At 72.3% G+C, this 26019-nt stretch carries 26 protein-coding genes; 24 read left to right on the top strand and 2 right to left on the bottom strand.

Annotated elements, in window-relative coordinates; genetic code table 11:
• Nucleotides 1–22 precede the first annotated feature (22 nt).
• The 5 genes from E1O70_RS00750 to E1O70_RS00730 all read left to right on the top strand — a co-directional run bounded on the left by E1O70_RS00750 (nucleotide 23) and on the right by E1O70_RS00730 (nucleotide 5513).
• Nucleotides 23–1312: an extracellular solute-binding protein gene (locus E1O70_RS00750; RefSeq protein WP_061268126.1), complete on the top strand. Its 1290-nt coding sequence runs from the start codon at nucleotides 23–25 to the stop codon at nucleotides 1310–1312.
• A gap of 15 nt (nucleotides 1313–1327) precedes the next feature.
• Nucleotides 1328–2251, top strand: coding sequence for a carbohydrate ABC transporter permease (locus E1O70_RS00745; RefSeq protein ID WP_021481814.1), 924 nt, complete (start codon nucleotides 1328–1330; stop codon nucleotides 2249–2251).
• Between the two features lies 1 nt (nucleotide 2252).
• A complete protein-coding gene (locus tag E1O70_RS00740) occupies nucleotides 2253–3146 on the top strand; it encodes a carbohydrate ABC transporter permease (protein WP_061268125.1) in 894 nt (297 codons plus the stop codon).
• 17 nt (nucleotides 3147–3163) lie between these two features.
• Entirely contained in the window at nucleotides 3164–4339 is a 1176-nt protein-coding gene (locus E1O70_RS00735; RefSeq protein WP_061268124.1) for a glycoside hydrolase family 1 protein, read from the top strand.
• A 157-nt stretch (nucleotides 4340–4496) separates the two neighbouring features.
• Nucleotides 4497–5513 carry a LacI family DNA-binding transcriptional regulator gene (locus E1O70_RS00730; RefSeq protein WP_061268123.1) on the top strand — a complete coding sequence of 339 codons (1017 nt, stop codon included), beginning with the start codon at nucleotides 4497–4499 and terminating at the stop codon, nucleotides 5511–5513.
• 36 nt (nucleotides 5514–5549) lie between these two features.
• On the opposite strand, the gene E1O70_RS00725 is transcribed toward E1O70_RS00730, so the two are convergent.
• On the bottom strand, nucleotides 5550–7481 hold the full coding sequence (locus E1O70_RS00725; RefSeq protein ID WP_082774550.1) for a glucoamylase family protein: 1932 nt from the start codon (nucleotides 7479–7481) through the stop codon (nucleotides 5550–5552).
• A 215-nt stretch (nucleotides 7482–7696) separates the two neighbouring features.
• On the opposite strand from E1O70_RS00725, the gene E1O70_RS00720 reads away from it, so the two are divergent.
• The 19 genes from E1O70_RS00720 (at nucleotide 7697) to E1O70_RS20040 (ending at nucleotide 25247) form a co-directional block, all read left to right on the top strand.
• A complete protein-coding gene (locus E1O70_RS00720; RefSeq protein ID WP_043654671.1) occupies nucleotides 7697–7999 on the top strand; it encodes an urease subunit gamma in 303 nt (100 codons plus the stop codon).
• Nucleotides 8000–8042: 43 nt separating this feature from the next.
• On the top strand, nucleotides 8043–8417 hold the full coding sequence (gene ureB, locus E1O70_RS20260; RefSeq protein ID WP_043654668.1) for an urease subunit beta: 375 nt from the start codon (nucleotides 8043–8045) through the stop codon (nucleotides 8415–8417).
• Between the two features lie 3 nt (nucleotides 8418–8420).
• Nucleotides 8421–10139 carry an urease subunit alpha gene (locus E1O70_RS00710; protein WP_061268122.1) on the top strand — a complete coding sequence of 573 codons (1719 nt, stop codon included), beginning with the start codon at nucleotides 8421–8423 and terminating at the stop codon, nucleotides 10137–10139.
• Between the two features lies 1 nt (nucleotide 10140).
• The gene (locus tag E1O70_RS00705) at nucleotides 10141–10938 is read left to right on the top strand and encodes an urease accessory protein UreF (RefSeq protein ID WP_205688581.1); all 798 of its coding nucleotides are present in this window, start codon (nucleotides 10141–10143) and stop codon (nucleotides 10936–10938) included.
• The gene (gene ureG, locus E1O70_RS00700) at nucleotides 10931–11776 is read left to right on the top strand and encodes an urease accessory protein UreG (protein ID WP_128957688.1); all 846 of its coding nucleotides are present in this window, start codon (nucleotides 10931–10933) and stop codon (nucleotides 11774–11776) included. Before E1O70_RS00705 ends, ureG begins: the two co-directional genes overlap by 8 nt.
• A 20-nt stretch (nucleotides 11777–11796) precedes the next feature.
• The gene (locus tag E1O70_RS00695; protein WP_061268121.1) at nucleotides 11797–12627 is read left to right on the top strand and encodes an urease accessory protein UreD; all 831 of its coding nucleotides are present in this window, start codon (nucleotides 11797–11799) and stop codon (nucleotides 12625–12627) included.
• A gap of 1 nt (nucleotide 12628) precedes the next feature.
• Nucleotides 12629–13612 (top strand): energy-coupling factor ABC transporter permease, encoded by a 984-nt coding sequence (locus E1O70_RS00690; RefSeq protein WP_061268120.1) that lies wholly within the window; start codon nucleotides 12629–12631, stop codon nucleotides 13610–13612.
• Nucleotides 13613–13810: 198 nt separating this feature from the next.
• Nucleotides 13811–15076, top strand: a complete 1266-nt coding sequence (gene urtA, locus E1O70_RS00685) for an urea ABC transporter substrate-binding protein (protein WP_061268119.1) — start codon at nucleotides 13811–13813, stop codon at nucleotides 15074–15076.
• 255 nt (nucleotides 15077–15331) lie between these two features.
• Entirely contained in the window at nucleotides 15332–16216 is an 885-nt protein-coding gene (gene urtB, locus E1O70_RS00680) for an urea ABC transporter permease subunit UrtB (RefSeq protein WP_021479861.1), read from the top strand.
• Complete coding sequence (urtC, locus tag E1O70_RS00675) at nucleotides 16213–17436, top strand: urea ABC transporter permease subunit UrtC (RefSeq protein ID WP_061268118.1); 1224 nt, start codon at nucleotides 16213–16215, stop codon at nucleotides 17434–17436. Before urtB ends, urtC begins: the two co-directional genes overlap by 4 nt.
• The gene (gene urtD, locus E1O70_RS00670; protein ID WP_082774549.1) at nucleotides 17433–18401 is read left to right on the top strand and encodes an urea ABC transporter ATP-binding protein UrtD; all 969 of its coding nucleotides are present in this window, start codon (nucleotides 17433–17435) and stop codon (nucleotides 18399–18401) included. The genes urtC and urtD overlap by 4 nt, the downstream gene beginning before the upstream one ends.
• Entirely contained in the window at nucleotides 18401–19093 is a 693-nt protein-coding gene (urtE, locus tag E1O70_RS00665; RefSeq protein ID WP_061268117.1) for an urea ABC transporter ATP-binding subunit UrtE, read from the top strand. Before urtD ends, urtE begins: the two co-directional genes overlap by 1 nt.
• A gap of 61 nt (nucleotides 19094–19154) precedes the next feature.
• Nucleotides 19155–19898 carry a GntR family transcriptional regulator gene (locus E1O70_RS00660; protein WP_082774557.1) on the top strand — a complete coding sequence of 248 codons (744 nt, stop codon included), beginning with the start codon at nucleotides 19155–19157 and terminating at the stop codon, nucleotides 19896–19898.
• Nucleotides 19899–20064: 166 nt separating this feature from the next.
• Nucleotides 20065–20880, top strand: coding sequence for a CPBP family intramembrane glutamic endopeptidase (locus E1O70_RS00655; RefSeq protein ID WP_061268116.1), 816 nt, complete (start codon nucleotides 20065–20067; stop codon nucleotides 20878–20880).
• A gap of 559 nt (nucleotides 20881–21439) precedes the next feature.
• Nucleotides 21440–22132 (top strand): IS30 family transposase, encoded by a 693-nt coding sequence (locus E1O70_RS20050; RefSeq protein WP_061268115.1) that lies wholly within the window; start codon nucleotides 21440–21442, stop codon nucleotides 22130–22132.
• Nucleotides 22090–22650 (top strand): IS30 family transposase, encoded by a 561-nt coding sequence (locus tag E1O70_RS20045; protein ID WP_240696564.1) that lies wholly within the window; start codon nucleotides 22090–22092, stop codon nucleotides 22648–22650. The genes E1O70_RS20050 and E1O70_RS20045 overlap by 43 nt, the downstream gene beginning before the upstream one ends.
• An 82-nt stretch (nucleotides 22651–22732) precedes the next feature.
• Entirely contained in the window at nucleotides 22733–23230 is a 498-nt protein-coding gene (locus E1O70_RS00645; RefSeq protein ID WP_082774548.1) for an HIT family protein, read from the top strand.
• Nucleotides 23231–23386: 156 nt separating this feature from the next.
• Entirely contained in the window at nucleotides 23387–23986 is a 600-nt protein-coding gene (locus tag E1O70_RS00640) for a recombinase family protein (protein WP_061268113.1), read from the top strand.
• 97 nt (nucleotides 23987–24083) lie between these two features.
• Nucleotides 24084–25247, top strand: a complete 1164-nt coding sequence (locus tag E1O70_RS20040) for a hypothetical protein (protein WP_061268112.1) — start codon at nucleotides 24084–24086, stop codon at nucleotides 25245–25247.
• Here the strand turns inward: E1O70_RS20040 and E1O70_RS20680 are convergent.
• A complete protein-coding gene (locus tag E1O70_RS20680) occupies nucleotides 25144–25971 on the bottom strand; it encodes an SDR family NAD(P)-dependent oxidoreductase (RefSeq protein WP_370670916.1) in 828 nt (275 codons plus the stop codon). The two genes, E1O70_RS20040 and E1O70_RS20680, sit on opposite strands and share 104 nt — an antisense overlap.
• Between the last annotated feature and the right edge of the window lie 48 nt (nucleotides 25972–26019).

The raw sequence follows: 26019 nt of genomic DNA, 5'->3' as shown, positions 1-26019 counted from the left end.
TGCTCGATGAGGAGGATTGCTCATGAAGCTCGGACGCAAGGCGGTCGCCATCGGCGTCGTCGGACTCCTGGCCCTGACCGCGTGCGGTCGCGCGGACGACGACTCCACGGGTGGTGAGACCAGCGCCGGCTCCACCACGACGGTGGACGACGCGCCCGCGGAGGGTGACATCACGATCTGGGCGATGGGTGAGGAGGGCGAGAAGCTGCCCGACTTCGTCCAGGGCTTCACGGAGGAGAACCCCGACGCGAACGTCGAGGTCACCACGATCCCGTGGGCCGACGTCATGACGAAGTTCCAGACCGCCGTCGCCGCGGGCACCGTGCCCGACGCGATCATGATCGGCTCGTCCTTCATGCCGACGATGGTCGCCACCGGCGGCCTCGCCCCCGTCCCCGAGGGCCTCGTCGACAACGACGACTTCGTCGAGGGCGCCGCCGCGTCGACCGTCGCCGACGGCGTGGCGTACGGCGTGCCGTGGTACGTCGAGACGCGCGTCCTGTACTACCGCTCCGACCTCGCCAAGGCCGCGGGCGTCGAGGCTCCCACCAGCTGGGAGGAGCTCACCGCGTTCGCGGAGGCCATGAAGGCCAACGGCTCGACCTACGGCCTCCAGCTCCCGATGGGCGACGCCGAGGACTCGACGCAGGTCATCCTGCCGTTCTACTCGCAGGCCGGCGGCTCCGTCCTCAACGAGGCCGGCGACGGGTTCGACCTCGACAACCAGGCCATGGTCGACGCCCTCGACTACTACGCGTCCTTCTTCACCGAGGGCCTGTCGCCGCTGTCCGGCTACGGCGACTCGCAGAACAGCGCGTTCGTCGACGGCTCCGACCCGGCGTTCATCTCCGGCCCGTGGATGGTCAACGTGCTCGCCGACCTCCAGGGCGAGGACTGGGTCGAGCAGAACGTGGCCACCGTGCCCGTGCCCGCCGGCTCCGCCAACAACGACTCCTACATCGGCGGCGCGCACCTCGGCGTCTTCGCCGAGGCCAAGAACGCCGACGGCGCCTGGAAGCTCATCCGCTGGCTCTCCGAGCCCGAGACGCAGCAGGCGTGGTTCGACGCGACGAGCGACCTGCCCGCGCTGAACAGCGCGTGGGACTACGAGGCGCTCACCTCGAACCCCCGCACCCAGGTGCTCCAGGAGCAGCTCGAGAACACGATCGCCCCGCCGACCGTCCCGAGCTGGGACGAGCTCTCGGCCACCATCGAGACCGAGGCCGAGAAGGTCGCGAACGGTCAGGTGACCTCCGAGGACGCGGCGAAGGCCATCCAGGCCAAGGCCGACACGCTCGGGCTCGGCTGGTAACAGGGCCCGTCAGTCATGACCACCACCACCGAGGGACGGCGCCGGCGTACGGCCGGCGCCGTCCACCGGCGACGGCAAGCGCTCGTCGCCTGGCTGTTCGCGCTCCCGTTCGTCGCGGTCTTCACGGTCTTCATGCTGGGGCCGCTGCTCGCGTCGTTCGGGATGTCGTTCTCGGACCTCACGATCCGTGACATCAAGACCCCGTTCGCGGTGAACTTCGTCGGGATCGAGAACTTCACCGGCGTCTTCCAGGACGAGCTGTTCCGCAAGGCGCTGGTCAACACCTTCTACTTCGTCCTCGTCGGCATCCCGCTGACGATGGTGCTCGGCCTCGCCCTGGCCGTCGCGCTCAACTCGGGCATCGAGAAGTTCCGCAGCGTCTTCCGCGTCGGCTTCTACACGCCCGTCGTGACGTCGATCGTCGCCGTGGCGGTCGTCTGGCGGTTCATCCTCCAGGACTCGGGCCTCGTCAACACCGTGCTCGGCTGGGTCGGGATCGACGGTCCCGACTGGCTCAACGACAGCACGTGGGCGATGCCGTCGATCATCCTCATGGCCGCGTGGCGCAACATGGGCACGCTCATGATCATCTTCCTGGCCGGGCTGCAGGCGATCCCGCGCGACGTCTACGAGGCGGCCGAGGTCGACGGCGCCGGCTCGTGGCGGCGCTTCCGCTCCATCACGGTCCCGCTGATGCGCCCGACGCTGCTGCTCGGCGCGGTGCTGCTGTCGGTCGGCTTCCTCCAGGTGTTCGAGGAGCCCTTCGTCATGACCAAGGGCGGCCCGGTCAACTCGACGCTGACCATCAGCTACTACGTCTACAACCAGTTCGGGTACGGCAACTACGCGTTCGCCTCCGCAGCCGCGTACGTGCTCTTCGCGCTGATCGCCGCCCTCGCCGCCGTCCAGTTCCGCCTGCTGCGGTCGAAGGAGGATTGACATGACCGTCACGTCCTCGCGGACCCCCTCCGCGACGTCGGCCCCCCAGGACGCGCCGCGCCGTCGGCCGCGACGCCCGATCCGCTGGTCGCGCGGCGCCACGTACACCGCGCTCGTCGTCGGGCTGCTCCTGACGCTCATGCCGTTCATCTGGATGGCGCTCGGCAGCTTCAAGACGCAGGGCGAGCTCCTGCAGCGGCCCATCACCTGGTGGCCCGAGAACCCGACGCTCGACAACTACGAGCGGTGGCTGTCCCAGCTCAACTACGGGCAGTACTTCACCAACTCGATCGTCGTCGCCGTCGCCGTGGTGCTCGGCAACATCGTCTTCTGCTCGATGGTCGGCTACGCCCTCGCGAAGATGCAGTTCCCCGGCAAGAAGGTGCTGTTCGCGCTCGTCATGCTCACGCTCATGGTCCCGGGCGTCGTCACGCTCGTGCCGATGTTCGTGCTCGTGTCCAACATGGGGCTCGTCAACACCTACCCGGCGCTCATCCTGCCGTTCCTCGCCGGCCCGCTCGGCGTGTTCCTCATGCGGCAGTTCATGCTCGGCATCCCGGACGCGCTCATCGAGGCCGCCCGGATCGACGGCGCGGGCGAGTTCCGGGTCTTCTTCCGGATCGTGCTCCCCCAGTGCGGGCCGCCGCTCGCGACGCTGAGCATCCTCACGTTCCTCGGGTCGTGGAACAACTTCCTGTGGCCCCTGGTCGTCGCGCAGACGGAGAACATGTACACCCTCCCCGTCGCGCTCTCGCTGTACTCGGTCGGCTCGAACGGCACCTACTACGGCCTGCTCATGGCCGGGTCCGTGCTCGTCGTGACGCCGATCCTCATCCTGTTCCTGTTCCTGCAGCGCTACTTCGTGCAGGGCATCGCCATGACCGGCATCAAGTGACCGGCGACCGACGAGGAGTGCCTGTGTCGATCACCTTCCCCGAGTCCTTCGTCTGGGGCGCCGCCACGGCGGCCCACCAGATCGAGGGCAACAACGTCAACAGCGACTGGTGGGCGCGCGAGGTCGACCCGGCCTCGACCCTCGCCGAGCCGTCGGGCGACGCCGCCGACTCCTACCACCGGTACGCCGACGACATCCGGCTGCTGGCCGAGTCCGGGCTCACCTCATACCGGTTCTCGATCGAGTGGGCGCGGATCGAGCCGGCCGAGGGCCGCTTCTCGCGGGCCGAGGTCGACCACTACCGCCGCATGATCGACTGCTGCCTCGAGCACGGGGTCACGCCGCTCGTCACGCTGCACCACTTCACGTCGCCGCGCTGGTTCGCGGAGGACGGCGGCTGGACCGACCCGCGGTCCGTCGAGCGGTTCGCTCGGTACGTCGAGCACGTGCTGCCGCTGCTCGACCGCGCGTCGCACGTGTTCACCATCAACGAGCCGAACATCCTCGCGATGATGATCACGGCCGCCAAGGGCACCGAGCAGCTCCAGGCCGGCACGATGCACGCGCCCGACCCGGTCGCGACCGAGCACCTCATCGCCGCGCACCGCCGGGCCGTGGAGCTCGTGCGGACCGTCGGGGTGCCCGTCGGGTGGCCCGTCGCGCCGCAGCAGTTCTTCGCCGACCCGGGCGCCGAGGAGGTCCTGCGCGAGTACGCCTACCCGCGCGAGACCGTCTTCCTCGAGGCCTCGCGCGGCGACGACTTCGTCGCCGTCCAGGCCTACACGCGCACGCGCATCACCGTGGACGGGCCGCTGCCCGCCCCGGAGGACTCGGAGAAGACGCTCACCGGGTGGGAGTACTACCCGGCCGCCATCGCGGAGGCCGCGCGCCTCGGGCACGAGATCACCGGCCTGCCGGTCCTCGTCTCCGAGAACGGCATCGCGACGGCGGACGACGCGCGCCGCATCGACTACACGCGCGACGCCCTGCGCGCGCTGCACGCCGAGATGGAGGCGGGCCTCCCGCTGCTCGGCTACCTGCACTGGTCGCTGCTCGACAACTACGAGTGGGGCTCGTTCGCCCCGACGTTCGGGCTCGTCGCGTGGGACCCGGAGACCTTCGAGCGCACGCCCAAGCCCAGCCTCGGCTGGCTCGGCGGCGTCGCCCGCGGGACCGTCTCGCTCGACGACTGACCGCACGCACGACGGCCCGGTCCGGACCTCGCGGTCCCGGCCGGGCCGTCGTCGTCCGGGGGAGGCCCGGTCGCGACCCGGGGCCTCGCTACGATCCGGAGTCGGGGCACGCTCCCCCGGCCGGACCGGCCGCAGGCACGACGGACGGAGGGCTTGGATGGCAGCGTCGCAGCCGGGTCGGCACGGCGTCCCCCTCGCCCGGGTCGCGGCCGACGCCGGGGTGTCCGTGCCCACGGTGTCGAAGGTGCTCAACGCGCGCCCGGACGTCTCGGCGGCGACGCGCGAACGCGTCGCGGGCGTGCTGCGCCGGCACGGCTACGAGATCCGGCCCCGCACGTCCCGGAGGACCGGGCTCGTCGACGTCCGCATCGTCGACTTCGAGGGGCCGTGGTCCGAGGCGGTCGTGCGCGGGGCGGTCGCCGAGGCGCGGCGCCTCGGGCTCGACGTCGTGCTGTCCGTCGAGCTGGACCCCGACGACTGCGGCGCGTGGGTCCGGCACGCGCTCGCGCGGGGCACGGACGGTCTCGTGAGCGTCGTCGCCGTGCCCGACGCCGAGGCGCGCGCCGCCCTCGCCACGGCCGGGGTGCCGCTCGTCGTCGTCGACCCGCGCCGCCGTCCGCCCGAGGACGTGCTCAGCGTCGGGGCGGCGAACTTCCAGGGCGCGCTCGAGGCGACGGCGCACCTGCTCGCCCTGGGGCACCGACGGATCGCGACGATCACGGGCGTCCCCGAGCAGGACAACGCGCTCGCCCGCCTCGCGGGCTACCGCGCCGCGCTCATCCAGGCGGACGTGCCCGTCGACGACGACCTCGTGCGCCTGAGCACCTACGGGGTCGCCGCGGGCTACGAGGAGACGCAGCGGCTGCTCGCCCTCGACGACGCCCCGACGGCGATCTTCGCGTGCAGCGACGACACCGCGCTCGGCGCGCTGCGGGCGCTGCGCGAGGCGGGGCGCTCCGTGCCGGACGACGTCTCGCTCGTCGGGTTCGACGACCTGCCCGTCGCGCCCTGGACCGACCCCCCGCTCACCACGGTGCGTCAGCCGCTCGTCGAGATGGGCGCCTCGGCCGTCGCGCTCGTGCACCGGGCACGCAGCGCGAGCGGCCGCACCCTGCGCACGGAGCTCGCGACGAGCCTCGTCGTGCGCGCGTCGACCGCCGTGCCGCGCGCCTGACGCGCGCGGCACGGCGGTCGGCCGCGGTGCGTGGGGTCAGCCGCAGGAGACGCCCGCGTAGCGGTACGGCAGCTCCTGGACGGTCGCGCCGTCGTCGGACGTCACCGTCACGATCGCGGTGCCCGACGGGATCTCCGCCGTGCGCGCCGAGAACGCCCGGTAGGTGCTGCGGTGCGGGACGACGTCGTCGTACGACCGCGTCCCGTACGGGGTGGCGAGCTCGACGGTCGTGCGGCCGTCGGACGTGCTGGTGGCGCGCACCGCGACGGCCGCCCGGTTGCCGAGGCAGCGCGCCTCGACCTCGACGTCGGCGCCCACGCCGGGCGTGAGGTCGGCGACGGCCGAGAACGTCTCCGCCTCCATGAGCGGGCGCAGCGCCTGCTCGAGCCGGTCGTCGACGAAGTAGTCCTTGAGGCGCGAGTCGTCGAGGACGTTGCCGATCGCGGCGACGATCATCGCCTGGTCGAGCGACAGGTAGCGCTCGGCGACCGTGCCCGAGCGGACCGCGACGGAGTCGTAGAACCCGCCCGGCCCGTACGCGTCGAGGTCGTCCGCGAGGTGGGCCAGGTTGTCGAGCACGCCCTCGGTGTCGTACGCGAGCCCGAGGAACGACGCGTGCGGCGTCACGACGCCGTCACCGAACTCCGGCGCCGGGTTCGTGGCCTCGCGGCAGCCCTCGAAACCGAGGTCGACGTCGGTCTCGCCGTCCGACAGGTAGCCGTCGGAGCGCAGGCCGATCGCGTCGACGCCGTACTCCGCGTACCCGCCGAAGGGGTTGCTCGCGGGCGAGAATCCCCACGCCCCGTACCCGGCCTCGTCGAGGCCGTGCTCCTTGTGCGCGCGCACCACGAGCGGGTGGTTGACGCCCCACGACGTCGGGCCCCACTCCGCCTCGGGGACGAGCATGTCCGGCATGAGCGCCTCGAACATCGAGCCGCCCCAGCCCGGCACGACCGCGAGGTCGCGGTAGCGGTACGCCCCCTCGAACACCGGGACGCCCAGGTGCTCGCGCGTCTCGCCGACCGGCTTCTGCTCCTGCCACGACCAGTCGCACGTGTCCGGGAACGTCCGGTAGCTCGCGTAGTAGGCCTCCGGCGGCACCTCGCCCTCGGCGATGCCGAGGTAGGTCGCGATGCGCGTCTCCGAGACCGTCGTGTCGTAGTTGTGGCACGTGTAGTAGACGTCGGTCCCCGTGCCGAGGTAGTCCCCGGCGACCGAGCACCCGGGCGGCTCCTCGTCCCAGAACCCGCCGCGCAGCAGCCCGACGCCGAGGTCCGGCCGCGCCTCCGCGTTGTAGAACGCGCCGAAGTGCATGCCGTCGTAGACGGCCAGCGCCTCCTCCGCGAGGCTCGGCTCCGCCTCCGCGACGACGCGCAGGCCCGCGGCGAGCCAGCCGTTGTCCACCGAGCTGAGGAACTGGTGCACCGGGTTGCCGTCGTCCGGCCACGTCTCCACCCGGTCGCCCGTCGCCGGGTCGTACCAGTTGTAGAACATGCCGCTCGCGTCGTGCCGGTCGAGGGACGCGACCGTGTCGATCGTCGTCGCGAGGCGGTCGCGCGCCTCGGCCTCGTCGACCAGGCCCAGGTCGCGCGCCACGACGGTGGACCACAGCCAGCCGCCGATGTTCGTCGGCGACGTGTACGCGCTGCTCGACGCCGGGTCCAGGTCGCCCTCGATGTTGTCCGCGGGCAGGCCGGTCTCCTCGTCGGTCATGGCCTCCAGCGAGGTGTAGGTGTCCTCCAGGTACGTCTCCAGCGTCGCGCGCTGCGCGCCCGTCAGGGCGGGCTGCCCGACGGCGGGCGTCGCCGTCGCCGGGACGCTCGCCGTGCGCGGAGCGCTCTCGGCCGCGGCCGGGACGGCGAGTCCCGCCGCGAGCGCCAGCCCGCCGACGAGCCCACCGGCGACGAGGCCCGTCGCCCTGCGTCGGCGCCGCGTCGTCTCGCACGCGCGGTCGGTCGATCCATCCATCAGGCACTCCTTCGTGTCGCGGCCCCGAAATTTCGGCCGAACTTTCCGAATGGGGGCGGAGAGAGTAGCCCTCGGTCGAGCAGGGGTCAACGGCTCGCCAGGAGCCGGCGCACGACGGCGGAGGCGTGGCGGGCGGCGGCCCGCGCGGAGCGGGTACACGAACGTATAACGCGGGGTATACACGCCGGAAACGCGGGCGCGACAGGATCGCGGCCATGCACCTGACGCCCGCCGACACCGAGAAGCTGCTGCTCGCCGTCGCGGGCATGGTCGCCCGTGACCGGCGCGAGCGCGGCGTCCTGCTCAACTACCCGGAGACGGTCGCCCTCCTGACGACGTGGGTGATCGAGCGGGCCCGCGAGGGGGCCGCCGTGGAGGAGCTCATGGTCTCCGGGCGCGCCGTGCTGGGCCGCGACGAGGTGATGGAGGGCGTCGCGGAGATGCTGCCCGACGTCCAGGTCGAGGCGACGTTCCCCGACGGGCGCAAGCTCGTCACCATCCACCAGCCCATCGCCTGAGCCGGTCCCGGCGACGCGACGCACGACGAGAGGACGGCGAGGCATGGCAGGCATCAGCACCTCGGGACCGGGCGCGATCCGGCTCCGGGAGGGCGCGGAGGACGTGCCGCTCGTCCTCAACGCCGACCGCTCGGACGACGAGCGCGTGACCCTCGTCGTGACGAACACGGGCGACCGGCCCGTGCAGATCGGCTCGCACCTCCACCTGCCCGACGCCAACGCGGCGCTCGACCTCGACCGCGCGGCGGCGCACGGCTTCCGGCTGGACGTGCCGTCCGGCACGTCGCGGCGGTTCGAGCCCGGCGCGTCCGCCGAGGTCCACGCCGTCGCGCTGCGCGGCCGACGACGCGTCCCCGGTCTCCAGCGCGGCAAGCCCGACGGCGGCGCCCTGGACCCCACCGCACCCGAGGAGGACTGACGCATGGTCGCGATCTCCCGCGAGCGCTACGTCGCGCTCTACGGCCCGACGACGGGGGACCAGGTGCGCCTCGGCGACACGGACCTGTGGATCGAGGTCGAGGAGGACCGCACCTTCGGGGGCGAGGAGGTCGTGTTCGGCGGCGGGAAGTCGCTGCGCGAGTCGATGGCCCAGGGCACGACGACCCGCGCCGAGGGCGCGCTCGACACGGTGATCACCAACGCCGTCGTGCTGGACTGGTGGGGCGTCGTCAAGACGGACGTCGGCATCCGCGACGGGCGGATCGTCGCGCTCGGCCGCGCGGGCAACCCCGACGTCGCGGACGGCGTGCACCCCGACCTGCACATCGGCCCGAGCACGGACGTCGTGAGCGGCGAGGGCAGGATCCTCACCGCGGGCGGCATCGACTCGCACGTGCACCTCATCTCGCCGTCGCAGGTCGTCGAGGCGCTCGCCACGGGCATCACGACGGTCGCGGGCGGCGGCACCGGCCCGAGCGAGGGCACGAAGGCCACGACGGTCACGCCCGGCGCCTGGCACCTGGAGGCGATCCACCGCTCGCTCGACCGGCTCCCCGTGAACGTGCTGCTGCTCGGCAAGGGGAACACCGTGAGCGCCGAGGGTCTGCGCGAGCAGGCGATGGCCGGCGCGGGCGGCTACAAGGTGCACGAGGACTGGGGGTCCACGCCCGCGGCGATCGACGCCGCGCTCCGAGCCGCCGACGACTGGGGCCTGCAGGTCGCGCTCCACTCCGACTCGCTCAACGAGGCGGGGTTCGTCGAGTCGACCCTCCGGGCGATCGGCGGCCGCTCGATCCACGCGTTCCACGCCGAGGGCGCGGGCGGCGGGCACGCGCCCGACATCCTCACCGTCGCGAGCCACCCGAACGTCATCCCCGGCTCGACGAACCCCACCCTCCCGCACACGGTGAACACCGTCGCCGAGCACCTGGACATGCTCATGGTGTGCCACCACCTCAACCCGCAGGTGGCGGAGGACCTCGCGTTCGCCGAGTCGCGCATCCGCGGGACCACGATCGCCGCCGAGGACGTGCTGCACGACCTCGGCGCCATCTCGATCACGTCGTCCGACGCTCAGGCCATGGGGCGCATCGGCGAGGTCGTGACGCGGACGTGGCAGGTGGCGCACGTCATGAAGGCGCGGCGCGGCCCGATCCCCGGCGGCGCCCCCGGGCCCGTCCTACCGGCCGACAACCTGCGCGCCCGGCGCTACGTCGCGAAGTACACGATCAACCCGGCCGTCGCGCACGGGATCGACGCGCACGTCGGGTCCGTCGAGCCCGGCAAGCTCGCCGACCTGGTGCTGTGGGAGCCGAAGCTGTTCGGCGTGCGGCCGAGCGTCGTCATGAAGGGCGGGGCGCTCGTGTGGGGCGCGCTGGGCGACCCCAACGCGTCCATCCCGTCGCCGCAGCCCGTGCTCATGCGGCCCGCGCTCGCCGACGCGATCGGGGCCGACGTGTCCGTGTCGTTCGTGTCGCCCGCCGCGCTCGACGACGGCCTCGCGGAGCGGCTCGGCCTGGCCCGGACGCTCCTGCCCGTGGCCGGGACGCGCGACGTCGGGAAGGCGCAGATGCGCAACAACGACTACCTGCCCCGGATCGACATCGACCCCGAGTCCTTCGCGATCGAGGTCGACGGCGAGCTCGTCGTCCCCGCCCCCGCCGACCGGCTGCCCCTCGCGCAGCTCTACTCGCTGTTCTGACATGGACGGCCTCTCCCGCCACGACGCCGACGGGCGCGCCGAGCTCATGCTCGCGCTCCTCGCCGACGCGCGGCTGCCGACCGGCGGCCACACGCAGTCCGCGGGCCTCGAGCCCGCGCTGCGCGCCGGGATGCCCGCCGCGCGCGTCCCCGACTACGTGCGCGCCCGCCTGGCCACCGTCACGCGCACCGAGGCCGCGACCGCGGTCGTCGCGCGGCACGCGGCGCTCACGCCCGACGACGACCTCCCGCCCGTCGCGGTCGCCCTCGCCGACACCTGGGTCGCGTGGGCGGCGCGGACGCCGTCGCCCGCGCTCCGCGAGACGTCGCAGCGGCTCGGCCGGGGCTACCTCCGGCTCCTGCGCCGCCTGTGGGCGGGGCACCCCGCGGTCGCCGCGCTCGACGCGGCGGCGGCACTCGTCGCCGCCGCGCGCCCCGCGGACGAGGGACGCGGCGGTCCGGGCGACCGACCGCCGTCGGGCCGCCGGGCGCCGCAGCCCCCGCGCCCCCTGGTGCTCGGGGTGACGGCCGCCTGCGCGGGGCTGTCCGCGCTGCAGGTCGCGCGCCTCGTCGGGTACGAGGACGTGCAGACCGTCGCCGCGGCCACGCTGAAGCTCGAGCCCGTCGACCCGGTCGTCGCGACGGGCTGGGTCGTCGCGTCGCAGGCCGCGATCGACGCGCTCGCCCACGACGTCGCCCCCCTGACCGACCCCCGCGCGATCCCCGCGCACGGCGCACCGCTCGTCGAGCAGTGGGCCGAGACCCACGCCCGCACCACCGAGAGGCTGTTCAGTGCCTGAGAACCTGCCCGACGCTCCGACCGCCACGACCCCCACGACCCGCTCGCTGCGCCTCGGCGTCGCCGGCCCCGTCGGCACCGGCAAGAGCTCGCTCATCGCGCTCCTGTGCCGCGAGCTGTCCGAGGTGCTGCGCCTCGGGGTCGTCACCAACGACATCTACACGGACGAGGACGCGCGGTTCCTGCGCTCCGCGGGCGTGCTCGACCCCGAGCGCATCCGCGCGGTCGAGACCGGCGCGTGCCCGCACACCGCGATCCGCGACGACGTCACCGCCAACCTCCTCGCCGTCGAGGACCTCGAGGAGGACTTCGCGCCGCTCGACGTCGTGCTCGTCGAGTCCGGCGGCGACAACCTCACCGCCACCTTCTCGCCCGCGCTCGTCGACGCGCAGATCTTCGTGCTCGACGTCGCCGGGGGCGGCGACGTCGCGCGCAAGGGCGGGCCGGGGATCGCCCGGGCGGACCTGCTCGTCGTCAACAAGACCGACCTCGCGCCGTACGTGGGGGTGGACGTCCCGCGCATGGTCCTCGACGCGACGGCCGCGCGCGACGGCGCCCCCGTGCTCGCGCTCTCGCGCCTCGACCGCGAGTCGATCGACACGCTCACGACGTGGGTGCAGACGCTGCTCGCGGCGCACCGGGCCGGTGCGCACGTGCCGCAGGACCCGGGCCCGATGGCGCCCCACTTCCACGCCGACGAGGACGGCGGCGGGTTCCTCCACACCCACGGTGAGGGCGACGCCCCGCACGACCACTCGCCCGCCCACGACGACCACTCCCCCGCCCACGTGCACGACGCCGCAGCCGCGGAGCCGGTGACCGCGCCCGGGCGCGGCTGACCCCGGGCGACGAGCCGCACGTGGACGACGTGACGCGCGTCGGGGCGTACCGCGAGGGCGGCCGCGTGCGTTGCGACCTGCGCCCCGGCGCGCTGAGCCCGCGCGTGCTGTCCGCGAGCCCCACGAGGGTGCGCGTCGCGCTCGTCGCGACGCGCGCGATGCTCCTGGGCGGCGACCGCGTCCGGGTCGAGGTGCACGTCGGGCGCGGCGTCGAGGTCGAGCTCGTCGAGGTGTCGGGCACCGTCGCGTACGCCGGGCGCGGCCGGTCCGCGTCCTGGGACGTCGCGGTCCGGGTGGACGACGACGGCCTCCTCGTCTGGGACGCGCTGCCGTTCGTCGTCGCGGACGGGGCCGACGTCGACCGGCGCACCGACGTGCGCCTCGGCAGGAGCGCCGTCGCGCTGCTCCGCGAGACGCTCGTGCTCGGCCGGACCGGGGAGCGGGGCGGGCGCCTGCGCTCGCGCACCCGGGCCACCGACGAGACCGGGGCCCCGCGGGAGTCACCAGATGCAGGGGGCACGCCCCGGCAGGCGCGCGAGCTCTTCGTCGAGGACCTCGACCTCGGCGACGACCGGGCGCTGCCCGGGATCCTCGGTGACGCCCGCGTCGTCGACTCGGTGCTGTGCCTGGGCGCCCGGCCGCCCGCGGCGCACGCCGCCGCCCCGTCCGGCCCCCTGCGGCTCGACCTCGACGGTCCGGGCGCCGTCGTCCGCCACCTGGGGGCGAGCACCCACGACGCCGGCACCGACGGCGTCGTCACCGCCTGGGCGGCGGCCGTGCGCGGCACGCGCGGCCTCCCCGACCTCGGCCTCCCCGACCACCGCACCGCACTGCTGACGACAGGAGCCTGACATGCACGTCCCCGACCACTTCCTCGACGACCCCACGTCGGCGACCACCGCCGTCGTGTCCCTCGCCGCCGTCGGGTACGCCGCGTACCGGGCACGCGAGGACCTCACCCCCCGGCGCGTCGCGCTCACGGCCGCGACGACCGGGTTCGTCTTCGCCGTGCAGATGCTCAACTACCCCGTCGCCGCCGGCACGAGCGGGCACCTCATGGGCGGGGCGCTCGCGGCGGCGCTCGTCGGGCCGTGGCTCGGCGTGCTGTCCGTGACCACCGTGCTGCTCGTGCAGGCGCTCGTGTTCGCCGACGGCGGGCTCACCGCCCTGGGCACGAACGTGCTCCTCATGGCCGTCGTCGGGACGCTCGTCGGCTGGGCGGTGACGCGCGGGGTGCTCCGCGCGACGCGCGGCCGGGGCGCCGCGGCCGCCGCCGGCGCCGGCGCGCTCGTGAGCGTCCCGGTGTCCGCCGCGGTGTTCGCAGGCCTCTTCGCCGTCGGCGGGACCGTGCCGGTCCCGGTCGGCGAGCTCGTCGGCCAGATGCTCGGCGTGCACCTCCTCGTCGGGCTCGGCGAGGCGCTCATCACCGCCGGGGTCGTCGGCCTCGTGCTCGCCGGCGCGCCGGGCGTCGCGGCCGTCGAGGACCGCCGGGCCCCCGCGCTCGCGCCGTCCGCCCCCCTCGCCGCGGTGCGGCGCGCCGTCCTCGCCCTCGGCACCGGGGCGCTGCTCGCCGCCGTCGTCGTGTCGTCGTTCGCCGCGGCGACGCCCGACGGGCTCGAGGCGACCGCCGAGTCGGTCGGGTTCGCCGATGCCGCACGCGACCACGCGTTCGCGGGCGCACCCCTCGCGGACTACGGCGAGGTCGGCGGGATCTTCGTCGGCGTCGCAGGGCTCGTCGGCGTCGCGCTCGTCGTCGCGCTGACCGTCGGCGTGCTGGGCGCGGGCCTGCGCGCCGCCGCCCGTCGCACGGCCCGGGTCGGCGTGACCGGATCGTGACTGCCTGACACGCCCCGTTAACAACCCGGGCAGAACACCCGAAACACGCCGTCACTAGCGTCGACGACCGTGGGCACCGCGCAGGGCGCACGGCCGTATACGCGCCCGTACCCGGAGCCCGCGAGGAGCGGCCGCCCGTCCGGCAGCCGTCGGCACCCGCCGAGAACCCCGCTGTGAGAACCCGCTGAAAGGACCCTCGTGACACCTTCACGCGCCACGACCCGTCTCGCCCCGGCCGCCGCCCTCGTCGCGCTCGCGCTCACGCTCACCGCGTGCGGCGCGAGGACGGAGGCCGGCGAGGGCGGGGGCTCCACGCCCAGCGCCGCCGAGAGCTGCGTCGACACCTCCGGCGACACCGTCAAGATCGGCTTCCTCAACTCGCTCTCGGGCACGATGGCGATCTCCGAGCAGACCGTCGCGGACTCGCTCGCCCTCGCGGCGGAGGAGATCAACGCCGACGGCGGCGTGCTCGGCAAGCAGCTCGAGATCGTCCAGGAGGACGGCCAGTCCGAGCCCACCGTCTTCGCGGAGAAGGCGGAGAAGCTCATCACGAGCGACTGCGTCGCCGCGGTGTTCGGCGGCTGGACCTCCGCGTCGCGCAAGGCGATGCTCCCCGTCTTCGAGGCGCAGGACTCGCTGCTGTTCTACCCCGTCCAGTACGAGGGCCTCGAGTCGTCGCCGAACATCTTCTACACCGGCGCGACGACGAACCAGCAGATCGTCCCCGCGCTCGACTACCTCGAGGAGCAGGGCGTCACGTCGATCTTCCTCGTCGGCTCCGACTACGTCTTCCCCCGCACCGCGAACAAGATCATCAACGCCTACGCGGAGGCCCACGGCATCGAGGTCCTCGGCGAGGAGTACGCGCCCCTCGGCCACACCGACTTCTCCACGATCGTCAACAAGGTGAGGTCCGCCGGGGCCGACGCCGTGTTCAACACGCTCAACGGCGACTCCAACGTCGCGTTCTTCAAGGAGTACAAGAACGCCGGGCTCGGCCCGGACACGATGCCCGTCGTGTCGGTGTCGATCGCCGAGGAGGAGGTCGGCGGCGTCGGCATCGAGAACGTCGAGGGCCAGCTCACGGCCTGGAACTACTACCAGACCATCGACAGCCCGGAGAACACCACGTTCGTCGAGGCGTTCCAGGCGAAGTACGGCGCCGACCGCGTGACGTCGGACCCGATGGAGGCCGCGTACACGTCGCTCTACCTGTGGAAGGGCATGGTCGAGAAGGCCGAGTCGTTCGACGTCGCCGACGTCCAGGAGGCCGCCGACGGCGTGACCTTCGACGCGCCGGAGGGGTCCGTCACCGTGAACGGCGACAACCACCACGTCGCGAAGACCGCCCTGATCGGCAAGATCGGCCCCGACGGCCTCATCTACACCGAGTGGAGCTCGGGCGAGCCGATCGAGCCCGACCCGTACCTCGAGGGCTACGACTGGGCCGAGGGCCTCTCGTAGTCGGGGAGGCCCGCCGGGCTCGAGCCCGGCGGCAACCGGGGTGTGAGCGCCGGGTCTACCATCCTCCCGCTCGTTCCTCGCGGGCTCCCGTGTTCTCGGTCGGGATCCTCCTCCGTTCGCAAGCTCACTACGGAGTCTCCCTCGGCCAGACCCGCCACGACCCGGCGCTCACACCCCGCTCCCCGCCTCTCCCGTCACGTCGCCGCACGCGGCACCCTGCCCCCTCGCACGCACCCACCGGAAGGCGTACCGCCCATGGACGTGCTGTTCTCGCAGCTCTTCGCGGGCCTGAGCCTCGGCTCGGTCCTGCTCCTCGCCGCCCTCGGGCTGGCGCTCACGTTCGGTCAGATGGGCGTCATCAACATGGCGCACGGCGAGTTCATGATGGCGGGCGCCTACACGGCGTTCGTCGTGCAGGGGGTCGTCGGGAACGCCGGGCTCTCGCTCCTCGTGTCGCTGCCGCTCGGGTTCCTCGTCGGCGGGCTGCTGGGCCTGCTGCTCGAGGCGACGCTCATCCACCGCATGTACAAGCGGCCGCTCGACACCCTGCTCGTGACCTGGGGCGTCGCGCTCGTGCTCCAGCAGGTCGCGCGCGACGTGTTCGGCGCCCCCAACGTCGACGTGCGTGCCCCCGCCTGGCTGAGCGGCGCCGTCGACCTGTTCGGCCTCGCCGTCCCGAAGACGCGCGTGTTCATCCTGGCGCTCGCCGTCGTCGCGGTCGTCGCGCTGGCCGTCGTGCTCAAGGTGACGCCGCTCGGGCGGCGGATCCGCGCCGTCGTGCAGAACCGGGACCTCGCCGAGGCGAGCGGGGTCTCCACCCGCGCGACCGACCGCCTCACGTTCTTCGTCGGCTCGGGCCTCGCGGGGATCGCGGGCGTCGCGCTCACCCTGCTCGGGTCCATCGGGCCCACGCTCGGGACGAGCTACGTCGTCGACGCGTTCCTCGTCGTCGTGGCGGGCGGCATCGGGCAGATCAAGGGCACGGTCGTCGCGGCGTTCGCGCTCGGGCTGCTCCAGGCCACCTTCGAGTACTCGACGACCGCGAGCATCGCCAAGGTGCTCGTGTTCGTCGTCATCGTCGTCTTCCTCCAGGTGCGACCCCAGGGCCTCGTGTCGGTCCGGACGAGGAGCCTCGCATGACCGCCGTCACGACCGGGAGCCCGTCGCGGCTCGCCGCCCTGTACCGCTCGTCGCGCGCCCGCGTCGTCGTCGGGTTCGCCGTCGCCGCGGTCCTGCTGTTCGCCGTCGCGCCCGCGACGCTCTCCACGTTCCGGCTCGGCCTGCTGGGGAAGTTCCTGTGCCTCGCCATGGTCGCCGTCGGCATCGGGCTCGCGTGGGGCCGCGGCGGGATGCTCACGCTCGGCCAGGGCGTGTTCTTCGGCCTCGGCGCGTACCTCATGGCGATGCACCTCAAGCTCGCGGACGCCGGGCCGGACGGCGTCCCGGACTTCATGATGCTCTACGGCTCGGGCGAGGTCCCGGGCTGGTGGGAGCCGTTCCGGTCGCCCGTCGTGACGATCCTCGCCATCGTGGTCGTACCCGCGGGCCTCGCCGCGCTGCTCGGGTTCGCCGTCTTCACGCGACGCGTCCGGGGCGCGTACTTCGCGATCCTCTCGCAGGCGCTCGCCGCCGCGTTCGCGATCCTCCTCGTCGGCCAGCAGGCGACGACGGGCGGCACCAACGGCCTCAACGGGTTCCGCTCGTTCTTCGGGTACGACCTCGCCGACCCCGTGAACAAGCGGATGCTCTTCTTCCTCGCCGCCGGGGCCCTCCTCGTCATGGTCGCGGTCGCGCGCCAGCTCATGGTGTCGCGCTTCGGCGAGCTGCTCGTCGCCGTGCGCGACCAGGAGAACCGCGTGCGGTTCCTCGGCTACGACCCCGCGAAGGTCAAGGTCGTCGCGTACGCCGTCGCCGCCTTCATGGCCGCCGTGGGCGGTGCGCTGTTCGTGCCGATCGTCGGGATCGTCTCGCCCGCCGACGTGGGGGTCGTGCCGTCGATCGGCTTCCTCATCGGGGTCGCGATCGGCGGCCGGGCCACCCTGCTCGGGCCGGTGCTCGGGTCCGTCGCCGTGAGCTGGGCGCAGACGAGCCTGTCCGAGACGTTCCCGTCCGGCTGGATCTACGCGCAGGGCGCGCTGTTCATCCTCGTCGTCGCGTTCCTGCCCGGCGGCCTCGCCGAGCTGTTCACGCGACGGCGCCGGTCGCGCGCCACCCCCGTGCCCGACGGCGGCCCCGCCCCGGCAGGCGACGCCGCCTCGGAGGACGCTCGCCGGGGCGGCGCCACCGCCGCGGGCGGGTCGGCCACCGCGGGGACGACCGCCGTCGACCACGACCCCGCGACCACCGGGAGGACCGCATGACCACCCGACCCACCGAGCCCGCCGCGGACGCGGCGAACGCGGCGAACGCGGCGAACGACCTGGAGACGCTCGGCGCCGCCGTCCTCGAGACCGGCGTCGCGGGCGACGGCCTCGACCTGGAGGCCGCGCAGGCCGTCCTCGGCGTCGACGACTCGCGCTTCCGCCACGACTACCTCCAGGTCCGGGGGCTGCGCGTCGAGTTCGACGGGTTCGTCGCCGTCCAGGGCGTCGACCTCACCGTCACCGCGGGTGACCTGCGCTTCCTCATCGGGCCCAACGGCGCGGGCAAGACGACGATCGTCGACGCGATCACCGGTCTCGCCACGGCGTCCGGCTCGGTGCAGTTCGGGGGCGTCGAGCTCCTCGGGAAGAAGACGCACCGCATCGCGCGGGCGGGCGTCGGGCGCACGTTCCAGACCGCGAGCGTCTTCGAGGAGCTGAGCGTGCTGCAGAACCTCGACATCGCGGCCGGCGCCGGCCGGGGCCCGCTCACGCTGCTGCGCCGCCGGTCCTCGACCCCCGCGGCCGTCGAGCAGGCGCTGGAGACCGTCGGGCTCGCCCACCTGCGCGACGTCCAGGCGGGGATCCTCGCGCACGGGCAGAAGCAGTGGCTCGAGATCGGCATGCTGCTCGTCCAGGACGCGCGGCTGCTGCTCCTCGACGAGCCCGTCGCCGGCATGAGCCAGGCCGAGCGCGAGCAGACGGGAGAGCTGCTGCGACGCATCGGCGCCCAGCGGACCGTCGTGGTCGTCGAGCACGACATGGAGTTCCTGCGGGCGTTCGCGTCCTCGGTGACCGTGCTGCACCTCGGGCAGGTGCTCGCCGAGGGCACGTACGCCGAGGTCCAGGCCGACCCGCGCGTGCAGGAGGTCTACCTCGGCAGCGCGGGCGCGACCCGCGGTGCCCGACGACGGGGCGCGGCGCCGACGTCGTCGGCCCCGACGACCGACGAGAAGGAGGCGTGATGCTCGAGCTCACGGGCCTGCACGCCGGCTACGGCCGGACCATGGTGCTCCACGGCGTCGACGTCACCGTGCCCGCCGGTGGCGTCGCCGCCGTGCTCGGGCACAACGGCGCCGGCAAGACGACGCTCCTGCGCACCGCGCTCGGGCTGCTCAAGGCTCGGTCGGGGAGCGTCGTGCTCGACGGCGAGGACCTCACCCGCCTCCCGACCCACCAGCGCGTGCGGCGCGGTCTCGCGTACGTGCCGCAGGGGCAGCAGTCGTTCGGCGACCTCACGGCGCGGGAGAACCTCCAGCTCGTCGCCGACACGTCGCGCGAGGGGCCGCGCCGCCTCGACGAGGCGCTCGACCTGTTCCCCGCCCTGCGCGGGCTGCTCGGCCGGCGGGCGGGGCTCCTGTCCGGCGGGCAGCGCCAGCAGCTCGCCATCGCGCGCGCCCTCCTCACCGGCCCGCGCGTGCTCGTGCTCGACGAGCCCACCGAGGGCATCCAGCCGTCCGTCGTCACGGAGATCGAGGACGCGATCCTCACGCTCACCGACGCGGGCGGGCTGTCCGTGCTGCTCGTCGAGCAGCACGTCGGGTTCGCGCTCGGCGCGGCACGCGACTACGTTGTCCTGCAGTCCGGGCGCGTGACGAGCCGCGGCGCGGGCGGCGAGGCCGCCGAGCACAGCGTGCGCGCGGCGATGGCGGTGTAGGCACCGTGCTCGCGGGGCGGTGGGTGGCCACCGGCGACCGACGGCACGACGCGTGCGGACGGTGAGAGCACGGACCGGGCCCCGGCCCGACGACCCGGGCGCCCGCACGGACGTCGTCACCGCGTCGGAACGGGCTACCACCTCGCTGCGCGACGCCGTGTACGCACGCCTGCGGGGCGAGATCCTCGACGGGCGCATCGACCCCCGTGAACGGCTCACCGAGCCCAAGCTCGGCCGACGGTTCGGCGTGTCGCGCACCCCCGTGCGCGAGGCGCTGTCCCGCCTGCTGTCCGACGGCCTCGTCGAGCGCACCGACTTCGGGTACGCCGTCGTCGTGCCGAGCCTTGCCGAGCTGCGCGACCTCGACGAGCTGCGCGTGACCCTCGAGCTCCGAGGCCTCGACCGCGTCATCGAGAACCCGGGGCTGCGCCACGACACGGACGTGCTGCGCGCCGAGCTCGCGCGGTGGGTCGAGCTCCGCGCCACCCCTCCCCGGCCGGACCCCGGCTTCGTGCTGCTCGACGAGCGCTTCCACACGGCGCTGTCCCGCGCGGCCGGGAACGAGCGGATGACGCAGGCGCTCGTCGAGGTCAACGAGAAGGTCCGCGCCGTGCGGCGGTACGACTTCGTCGAGGACGAGCGCGTGCGCAGCACCGTCGACGAGCACGTCCGGATCCTCGAGCTCGTGCTCGCCGACCGGCTCCCCGAGGCCCGCACCGCCCTGCACCACCACGTCGGCGCGTCGCTCGCCGTCGTCACGGAGCGCGCCGCCCGGGCGCTCGCGCGCATGGCGGTCGCGGGCTGACGGCGGACGACGACCCGCCGTCCCGACCGCACCTCGTCCGCAGCAGCGACCGGACGGCCGCGCCCACCGACGACGTGCGGCTGTCGTCCGGGCCCCTCGCGCCGACGTCGAGCCGCGCTCCTGGACGAGCGGCGTCCGCCTGCGGTGCCGGCCCTATCGTTGCGGGGTGACGGACGCACGGATCGCTCGCCAGTTCGTGACGCTCACGTTCCTCATCGCCTACGGGCTCTCCGGCGGTCTGATCGTGGCGGCCCGCTCCGGCTACGAGGTGCACAACGTCGTCACCACGGTTCCCGAGCTCCTGGCGAACGTGCCGTTCGCGCTCTACATCCTCTCGCCCGCGATCGCCTCCTACGTCGTCCTGCGAGCGAACCGGAGGGTCTCAGGCCTCCGGGAGTGGCTGCGGCTCGTCTTCGCCGTCCGTGGCCGTCCCGCGGGGTTTCTGCTCGCCCTCTCCGCGCTCGCGCTGTACTTCGCGCTCCACCTGCTGGTCTCCGGACCGTCAGCGCACGCGCTCCCGTGGTTCATGTTCTTCCTGTCCCTGCCGGGCAACCTCGTCATCGGCGGCATGGAGGAGGCCGGCTGGATGACCGCGCTGCAACCCGGGCTCGATCGGCGGTGGGGGTTCGTCCCGTCCTCGCTGGTGGTCGGGATCATCTGGCTCCTCTGGCACGTGCCGCTCTTCTTCATTCCCGGCACGAACCACGAGTCCGGTCAGATCGACTTCTGGATGTTCGCGGTCCAGGTCATGGCGTTCCGCTTCCTCTACGGCGCGATCTTCCGGGTGGCGGACACGAACGGGGTGCTCCTGTGCATCCTCACCCACACGGTGTTCAACGCCGCCAGCTTCACCCTCGGCATCCCGCCGACGACCTGGGCGGGCACCCTCGCCGCCAACGTGGGAGTGGTGATCCTTGCCCTCGTGTCGGTGACGCTCTCCCCGCGGGCTCAGGCGACTCGTCGATGGCGCGTCGAGCCCTGAGCGGCACTGTGGAGAGGCAGCCCAGCGACAGAACGCCACGGCCGCGGATCGCCGATCTCTCTCGAACCACCGGCTTGAGCCCGCAGGTTGCGTCGAGAGGGGCCCTCGTTGTCGGTAGCTCCCGGCTGTGTTCTACCGAACGAGGCGGAGCGGTGATGCGACGAACTCCATGGCATCTCGACACCCGCGAGCATCGGAGCGGCGTCAGGGTGTACTCCACGCAGGATCGATCAAAGTGGCCTACATCTCGGCAACAACACTGTCGACGTGCAGCGCAGATTGCACGGACACACCGCCGTACCTTGCAGGAACCCGCGCGCGGCGCGCGTGGCATGCAAAGTAGGTTCCACCCGCCACTACAGGAGCACTGAGGAATCCGAGCAGCGGCAGCGACCATCCGCGCGGCGACGACCACAGTGAATCCCCGCCGGAGGTTCTGCGCCGGCGGGGGGCGAACGAGGTTGAGCGGCGTGTCGACGGCGCGCCCTGCACGCGGCACGGCTGCGTCAGAAAAGGTGGCGGTCTCAACCGATCGATGCACCACGAGGGTGGATGATGCATGGTCGTGGAGGTCGGGATGAGTGTCGTGATGTCGCTGCCTGCTGCGGTACAGGAGGTCGTGTGGCAGGCATGGGGCGAGGGCGAGTCGCTCCGGCGGATCGCCGATCGGGCCGGCCTCCAGGAGCATCATGTGCGCCGGTACCTGCTTCGTCATGGCGGGGTGCGACCCGCGTTGCCGAGGCGGTCGTCGCGGCACCTGAGCCCAGGTGAGCGGGAGGAGATCTCGCGTGGGATCGCCGTTGGTCTCTCTGCTCGAGCTATCGCCGAAGGGTTGGGGCGGTCGGCCTCGACGGTCTCGCGCGAGATCGCACGCAACGGCGGCCGCGCCGGTTACCGCGCCACGGTCGCCGACGAGCGCGCCCGCTTCGAAGCCAGGCGGCCTCGGGCACCACGCCTCGCGAACGACGAGCGGCTGCGTGCGACGGTGCTCTCGCGGCTCGAGCTGGACTGGTCCCCGCAGCAGATCGCGGCGTGGCTGCGTCGCGAACATCCCGCCGAGCCCCGCATGTGGGTCTCGCACGAGACGATCTACCGCGCCGTGTACCTGCCGACGTCGCGGAACCTCCCGAAGGCCACCTACCAGCGACTGCGGTCCGGTCGCACGATGCGCCGACCCCGGCTCGTGAGCGCTCACACGGGCGCGGGCACCTGCGCGACATGGTCTCCATCCACCACCGCCCCGCCACCGTGACCGACCGGCTCGAACCCGGCCACTGGGAAGGCGACCTCGTCATGGGCAAGCGCCCCAGCGCGGTCGCGACGCTCGTGGAGCGCACCACCCGCTACCTGAAGATCGTGCCCCTGCCCGACGGGATCAAGGCCAAGGACGTCAGCATCGCCGTCGCCCGCGCCCTGTTCAACGTCCCACCCGGCATGTGCAAGTCCCTGACCTGGGACCGCGGCCGCGAGATGGCCGACCACGCCTTCCTCAGCGCGCTCATCGACGCCCCGGTCTACTTCTGCGACCCCCGTAGCCCGTGGCAACGCGGCACCAACGAGAACACCAACCGCCTCCTGCGTCAGTACCTCCCCCGCCGCGCCAACCTGACCGCTACGACCAGCGACGAACTCGAACGGATCCAGAGGCTGCTCAATGAGCGACCACGCCGCGTACTCGGCTGGTTGGCACCGGCGGAGAAGTTTGGCGAAATGGCGATGGTCGCTCGAGGAGAGATCGTGGCGATGCGCCAGTCGGCCAGGAGCAGCTGATGCCCGCCGTGAGGACCGGCGACCGTGATGTATCGCAGCGAGACCGTCCACCTGGGAGAGATCAAGCCGATACGGTCGGGGTGTGGACTGGCGTGATGATCGGATCGGCTCCGCGCAGCGTGGTGAGAACCCGACGGTACTTGCGGAACTCTCCGCGGGCTTCGCGGTGATCGGCGATGCGCAGTTCCTCCCGGGATACTGCGTGCTGCTCGGCAAGGACCCATCGGCGTCTGCACTGGGAGAGCTGTCGCGTCAGGAGCGTGTCCAGTTCCTCGCGGACGCCGACCTTCTCGCGACAGCGGTGGAAAGAGCATGCCGCTCGACGGACCCAGCGTTTCGGCGAGTCAATCTAGAAGTCCTCGGAAACAGGGATACGTTCGTCCACGCCCATGTCTGGCCCCGATACCGGTGGGAACCAGCACACCGCGTTACTCGCCCCGTCTGGGACTACGACGCAAGCCACTGGCGAGACCCGGCAACAGCACTCGGGCCCAAGCAGACAGAGCTGCGAGAACGGATCGCGCGAGAGCTGGAGGCGCTTGTCCTCGCTGACGCGCTCCGCATCACGGCTACTGCCTAGATCGGTCGGGAACCGCTTAGTGCCCGCAAGTGGATCCCCTACCGAGACACCTCGCGCGCCGTCGGCCTCCGGAGGCGGCACCTCGATCTGAACCGTCTCGATAGGCCCGCCCGCAAGCCTGCCCGGTGATGGTTGCCTATCTGCGACACTCACGCCATGACTGCGACGCTCATTGGGTACGCCCGCTGCTCGACGGCCGAGCAGGACCTCACCGCTCAACGCCGAGCGCTGGAGGCGATGGGAGTCGATCCGCGACGCGTCTATGTCGACCAGGGCGTGACCGGCACCCACCGCGACCGGCCCGGGCTCCGCGAGGCCCTGGCTGCAACCAGGGCCGGGGACACGCTCGTCGTGACCAAGCTCGACCGACTTGCCCGCTCGATCCGCGACGCACGCGACATCGTCGACGAGCTCACCACCCACGGCGTTCGGCTCCAGATCGGGACCACGGTCCACGACCCGAACGACCCCGTCGGCCGGCTCCTGCTCAACGTGCTCGCGATGGTCGCCGAGTTCGAGGCCGACCTCATCCGCGCCCGCACTCGCGAAGGCATGGCGATCGCCAAGGCCAAGGGCAAGCTCAAGGGCCGCAAGCCCAAGCTCACCGCCGCCCAGGAGCGACACCTCGTCGACCTCCACCACGCCGGCAACCACACCTCTGCCGAGATCGCCGAACTCTTCGGCGTCTCGCGGGCCACCGTCTACCGGGCCGTCGATCGGGCAGGGCGCACGACGAGCAGTTCTTCGACCCGCTGAGTTCCAAACGCTGCTGGCCCTCGCTGCGCAACTTCACCCCGCACACGTGGCCGTTGCGTGGGGAGCGCCCCGTACTCTCAGCGCCAGGGAGGCGTTGATGCTGTGGGACGAGCGATTCAAGAGCAGCGGGGTGTGGCAGTACGTCGAGCAGGCGCGCGCCCACATGAACGCCTCGACGATGCCGACAGAGCGTGGCGAGCAGGACGCCCTGGCCTACGTAGGCATGGTTCTCGAACTGCTCGAGGAGCGACGCAACAAGAGTGATGCTCGCGAGATCTCGCCCGCGATGCTCAACAACCTCGGGGCGAGCGTCTCGAACCTGGCGAACTACGTCGAGTCGGTCAACAGCGGCAGTTACCAGTGGTCGCAGATCACCCCTCACGCAGACGCAGTGCTCGACACACTTGCCTCCTGGCCCCCCATGAAGATCGCGCACTACCTCTCCGGGCTCAGCAGCGCCACTGACGCGTTCCAGAACAAGGCCGCGCAGGCGATTGAGGAGCTCAGCGGTCGCGAGACGAAGGCATCGATGGAGCTCGATGAGCTCCAGAGCAAGCAGGAGGCTCTGAGCGAGGCGATCGGTACCGAGAGGCAGCGCATCACCGAGGCCATCGCGACGTTCACGACCGAGGCAGCGGAGGCCGTGAGCGACGTGCGAGACACCCAGGATCAGAAGCTCTCCGAACTCCTCACGCAGTGGAGCGCCTCGAATGACGACGCGCGCCAAGAGGCGACACAGACCCTCACCCGGCTGAACGCCCTTGAGGAGCAAGCGCGCAACGTCGTGCATGCAACAACCTCGCACATCGTCGCCACCGACTACGGCCGCTACGCCCGCAACAAGACGATCGCAGCATGGGTCTGCGACATCGCTGCTGCTCTCGTCGGAGCAGCTGGCCTCCTGGTGATCGTGCATCACCTTCTCAACATCGAACCCGATGCTGACTCCAACGTCGGACTCTCGCTGACCCGGCTAGCGGTATCTCTCGGCACACTCGGGATCGCAGGCCTTCTCGGGCGTCGCGGACAGCAGCACCACCTCGAAGCCCGAGCAGCGAAGCGAACAGACCTCGCACTCCGACAGATCCTCCCCTTTACCGCCAACCTCGACGAAGACTCGCAACAGAAGATCATCCGAGAGTTCACCGACCGGGTCTTCATTCGGGGGGACATCGACACGGCCCAGGGTCGATCGACGAAGGATCAGATCCTCTCGGGACCAACGCGCAAGGACCTCGTCGATGGGAGCAAGGCACAGTAGCCTCGCCACAGGTGGTGCGTTGGTGGGTTGAGACCGCCGTCGGTTCTGGCACAGGACAGCGCGCGCCCGGCCCCCCGAGTTCGCTGGGCCCGGCGCTGGCAGCCTGGGCCACTTGTCGAGCGCGACGTAGTGCAGTTCGGGCTCTTCGCGGGTCTCGTAGAGCTCCCGGGTACGCGGCGGCGATGGCCGCAGGCTCGGCGGGGTGCCCCTTGCCGATCCAGGCACTGATCGCGATGTGTGCGACGTAGATGCCGTGCTGCTTGAGTTCCTTGTGCAGGTTCATCGTCCAGTTGCGCAGGCCGGCGGCCGCGATGGTGACGTTGGCGAGCATGGGGACGGGCTCGATGGACCCGCCGCCGGTGGTGACGAGGATGGTCCCGGACTGTGCCTCGATCATGTCGGGCGCGACCTGCTTGATCGTTTGGATGGCGCCGTGCAGGTAGAAGTCGAGCTGGGGCTGAAGGCTCTCGCGGGTGACATCGAGGACCCCGGTGACGTTGAGGGACTGGTCGGCCGGGGCGAAGTTCAGGACGTCGACGCGTCCGAAGCGCTCCTTGATGTTCTGGAACGCGGCGGTGATGGTGTCCGGCTGGGTGATGTCGGCGGCAAAGCCTGCCGCGTCGATCCCTTCGTCCTGCAGCTGGGAGGCGAGGGCGTCGAGCTTGGCGGCGGTGCGCGCGACGAGCGCGACGGTGAAGCCCTTCGCACCGAAGGCGCGTGCGATTTCGAGTTCCAGGCCGGGGCCGGCGTCTCCCCGCAGGGACGCGACTTC

Origin of the sequence: Cellulosimicrobium funkei (assembly GCF_004519295.1) — a bacterium.
GTDB classification, from domain to species: Bacteria; Actinomycetota; Actinomycetes; order Actinomycetales; family Cellulomonadaceae; genus Cellulosimicrobium; species Cellulosimicrobium funkei.
The sequence above is the reverse complement of the archived record's forward strand: the minus strand, read 5'-3'. Positions and strand labels throughout refer to the sequence as shown.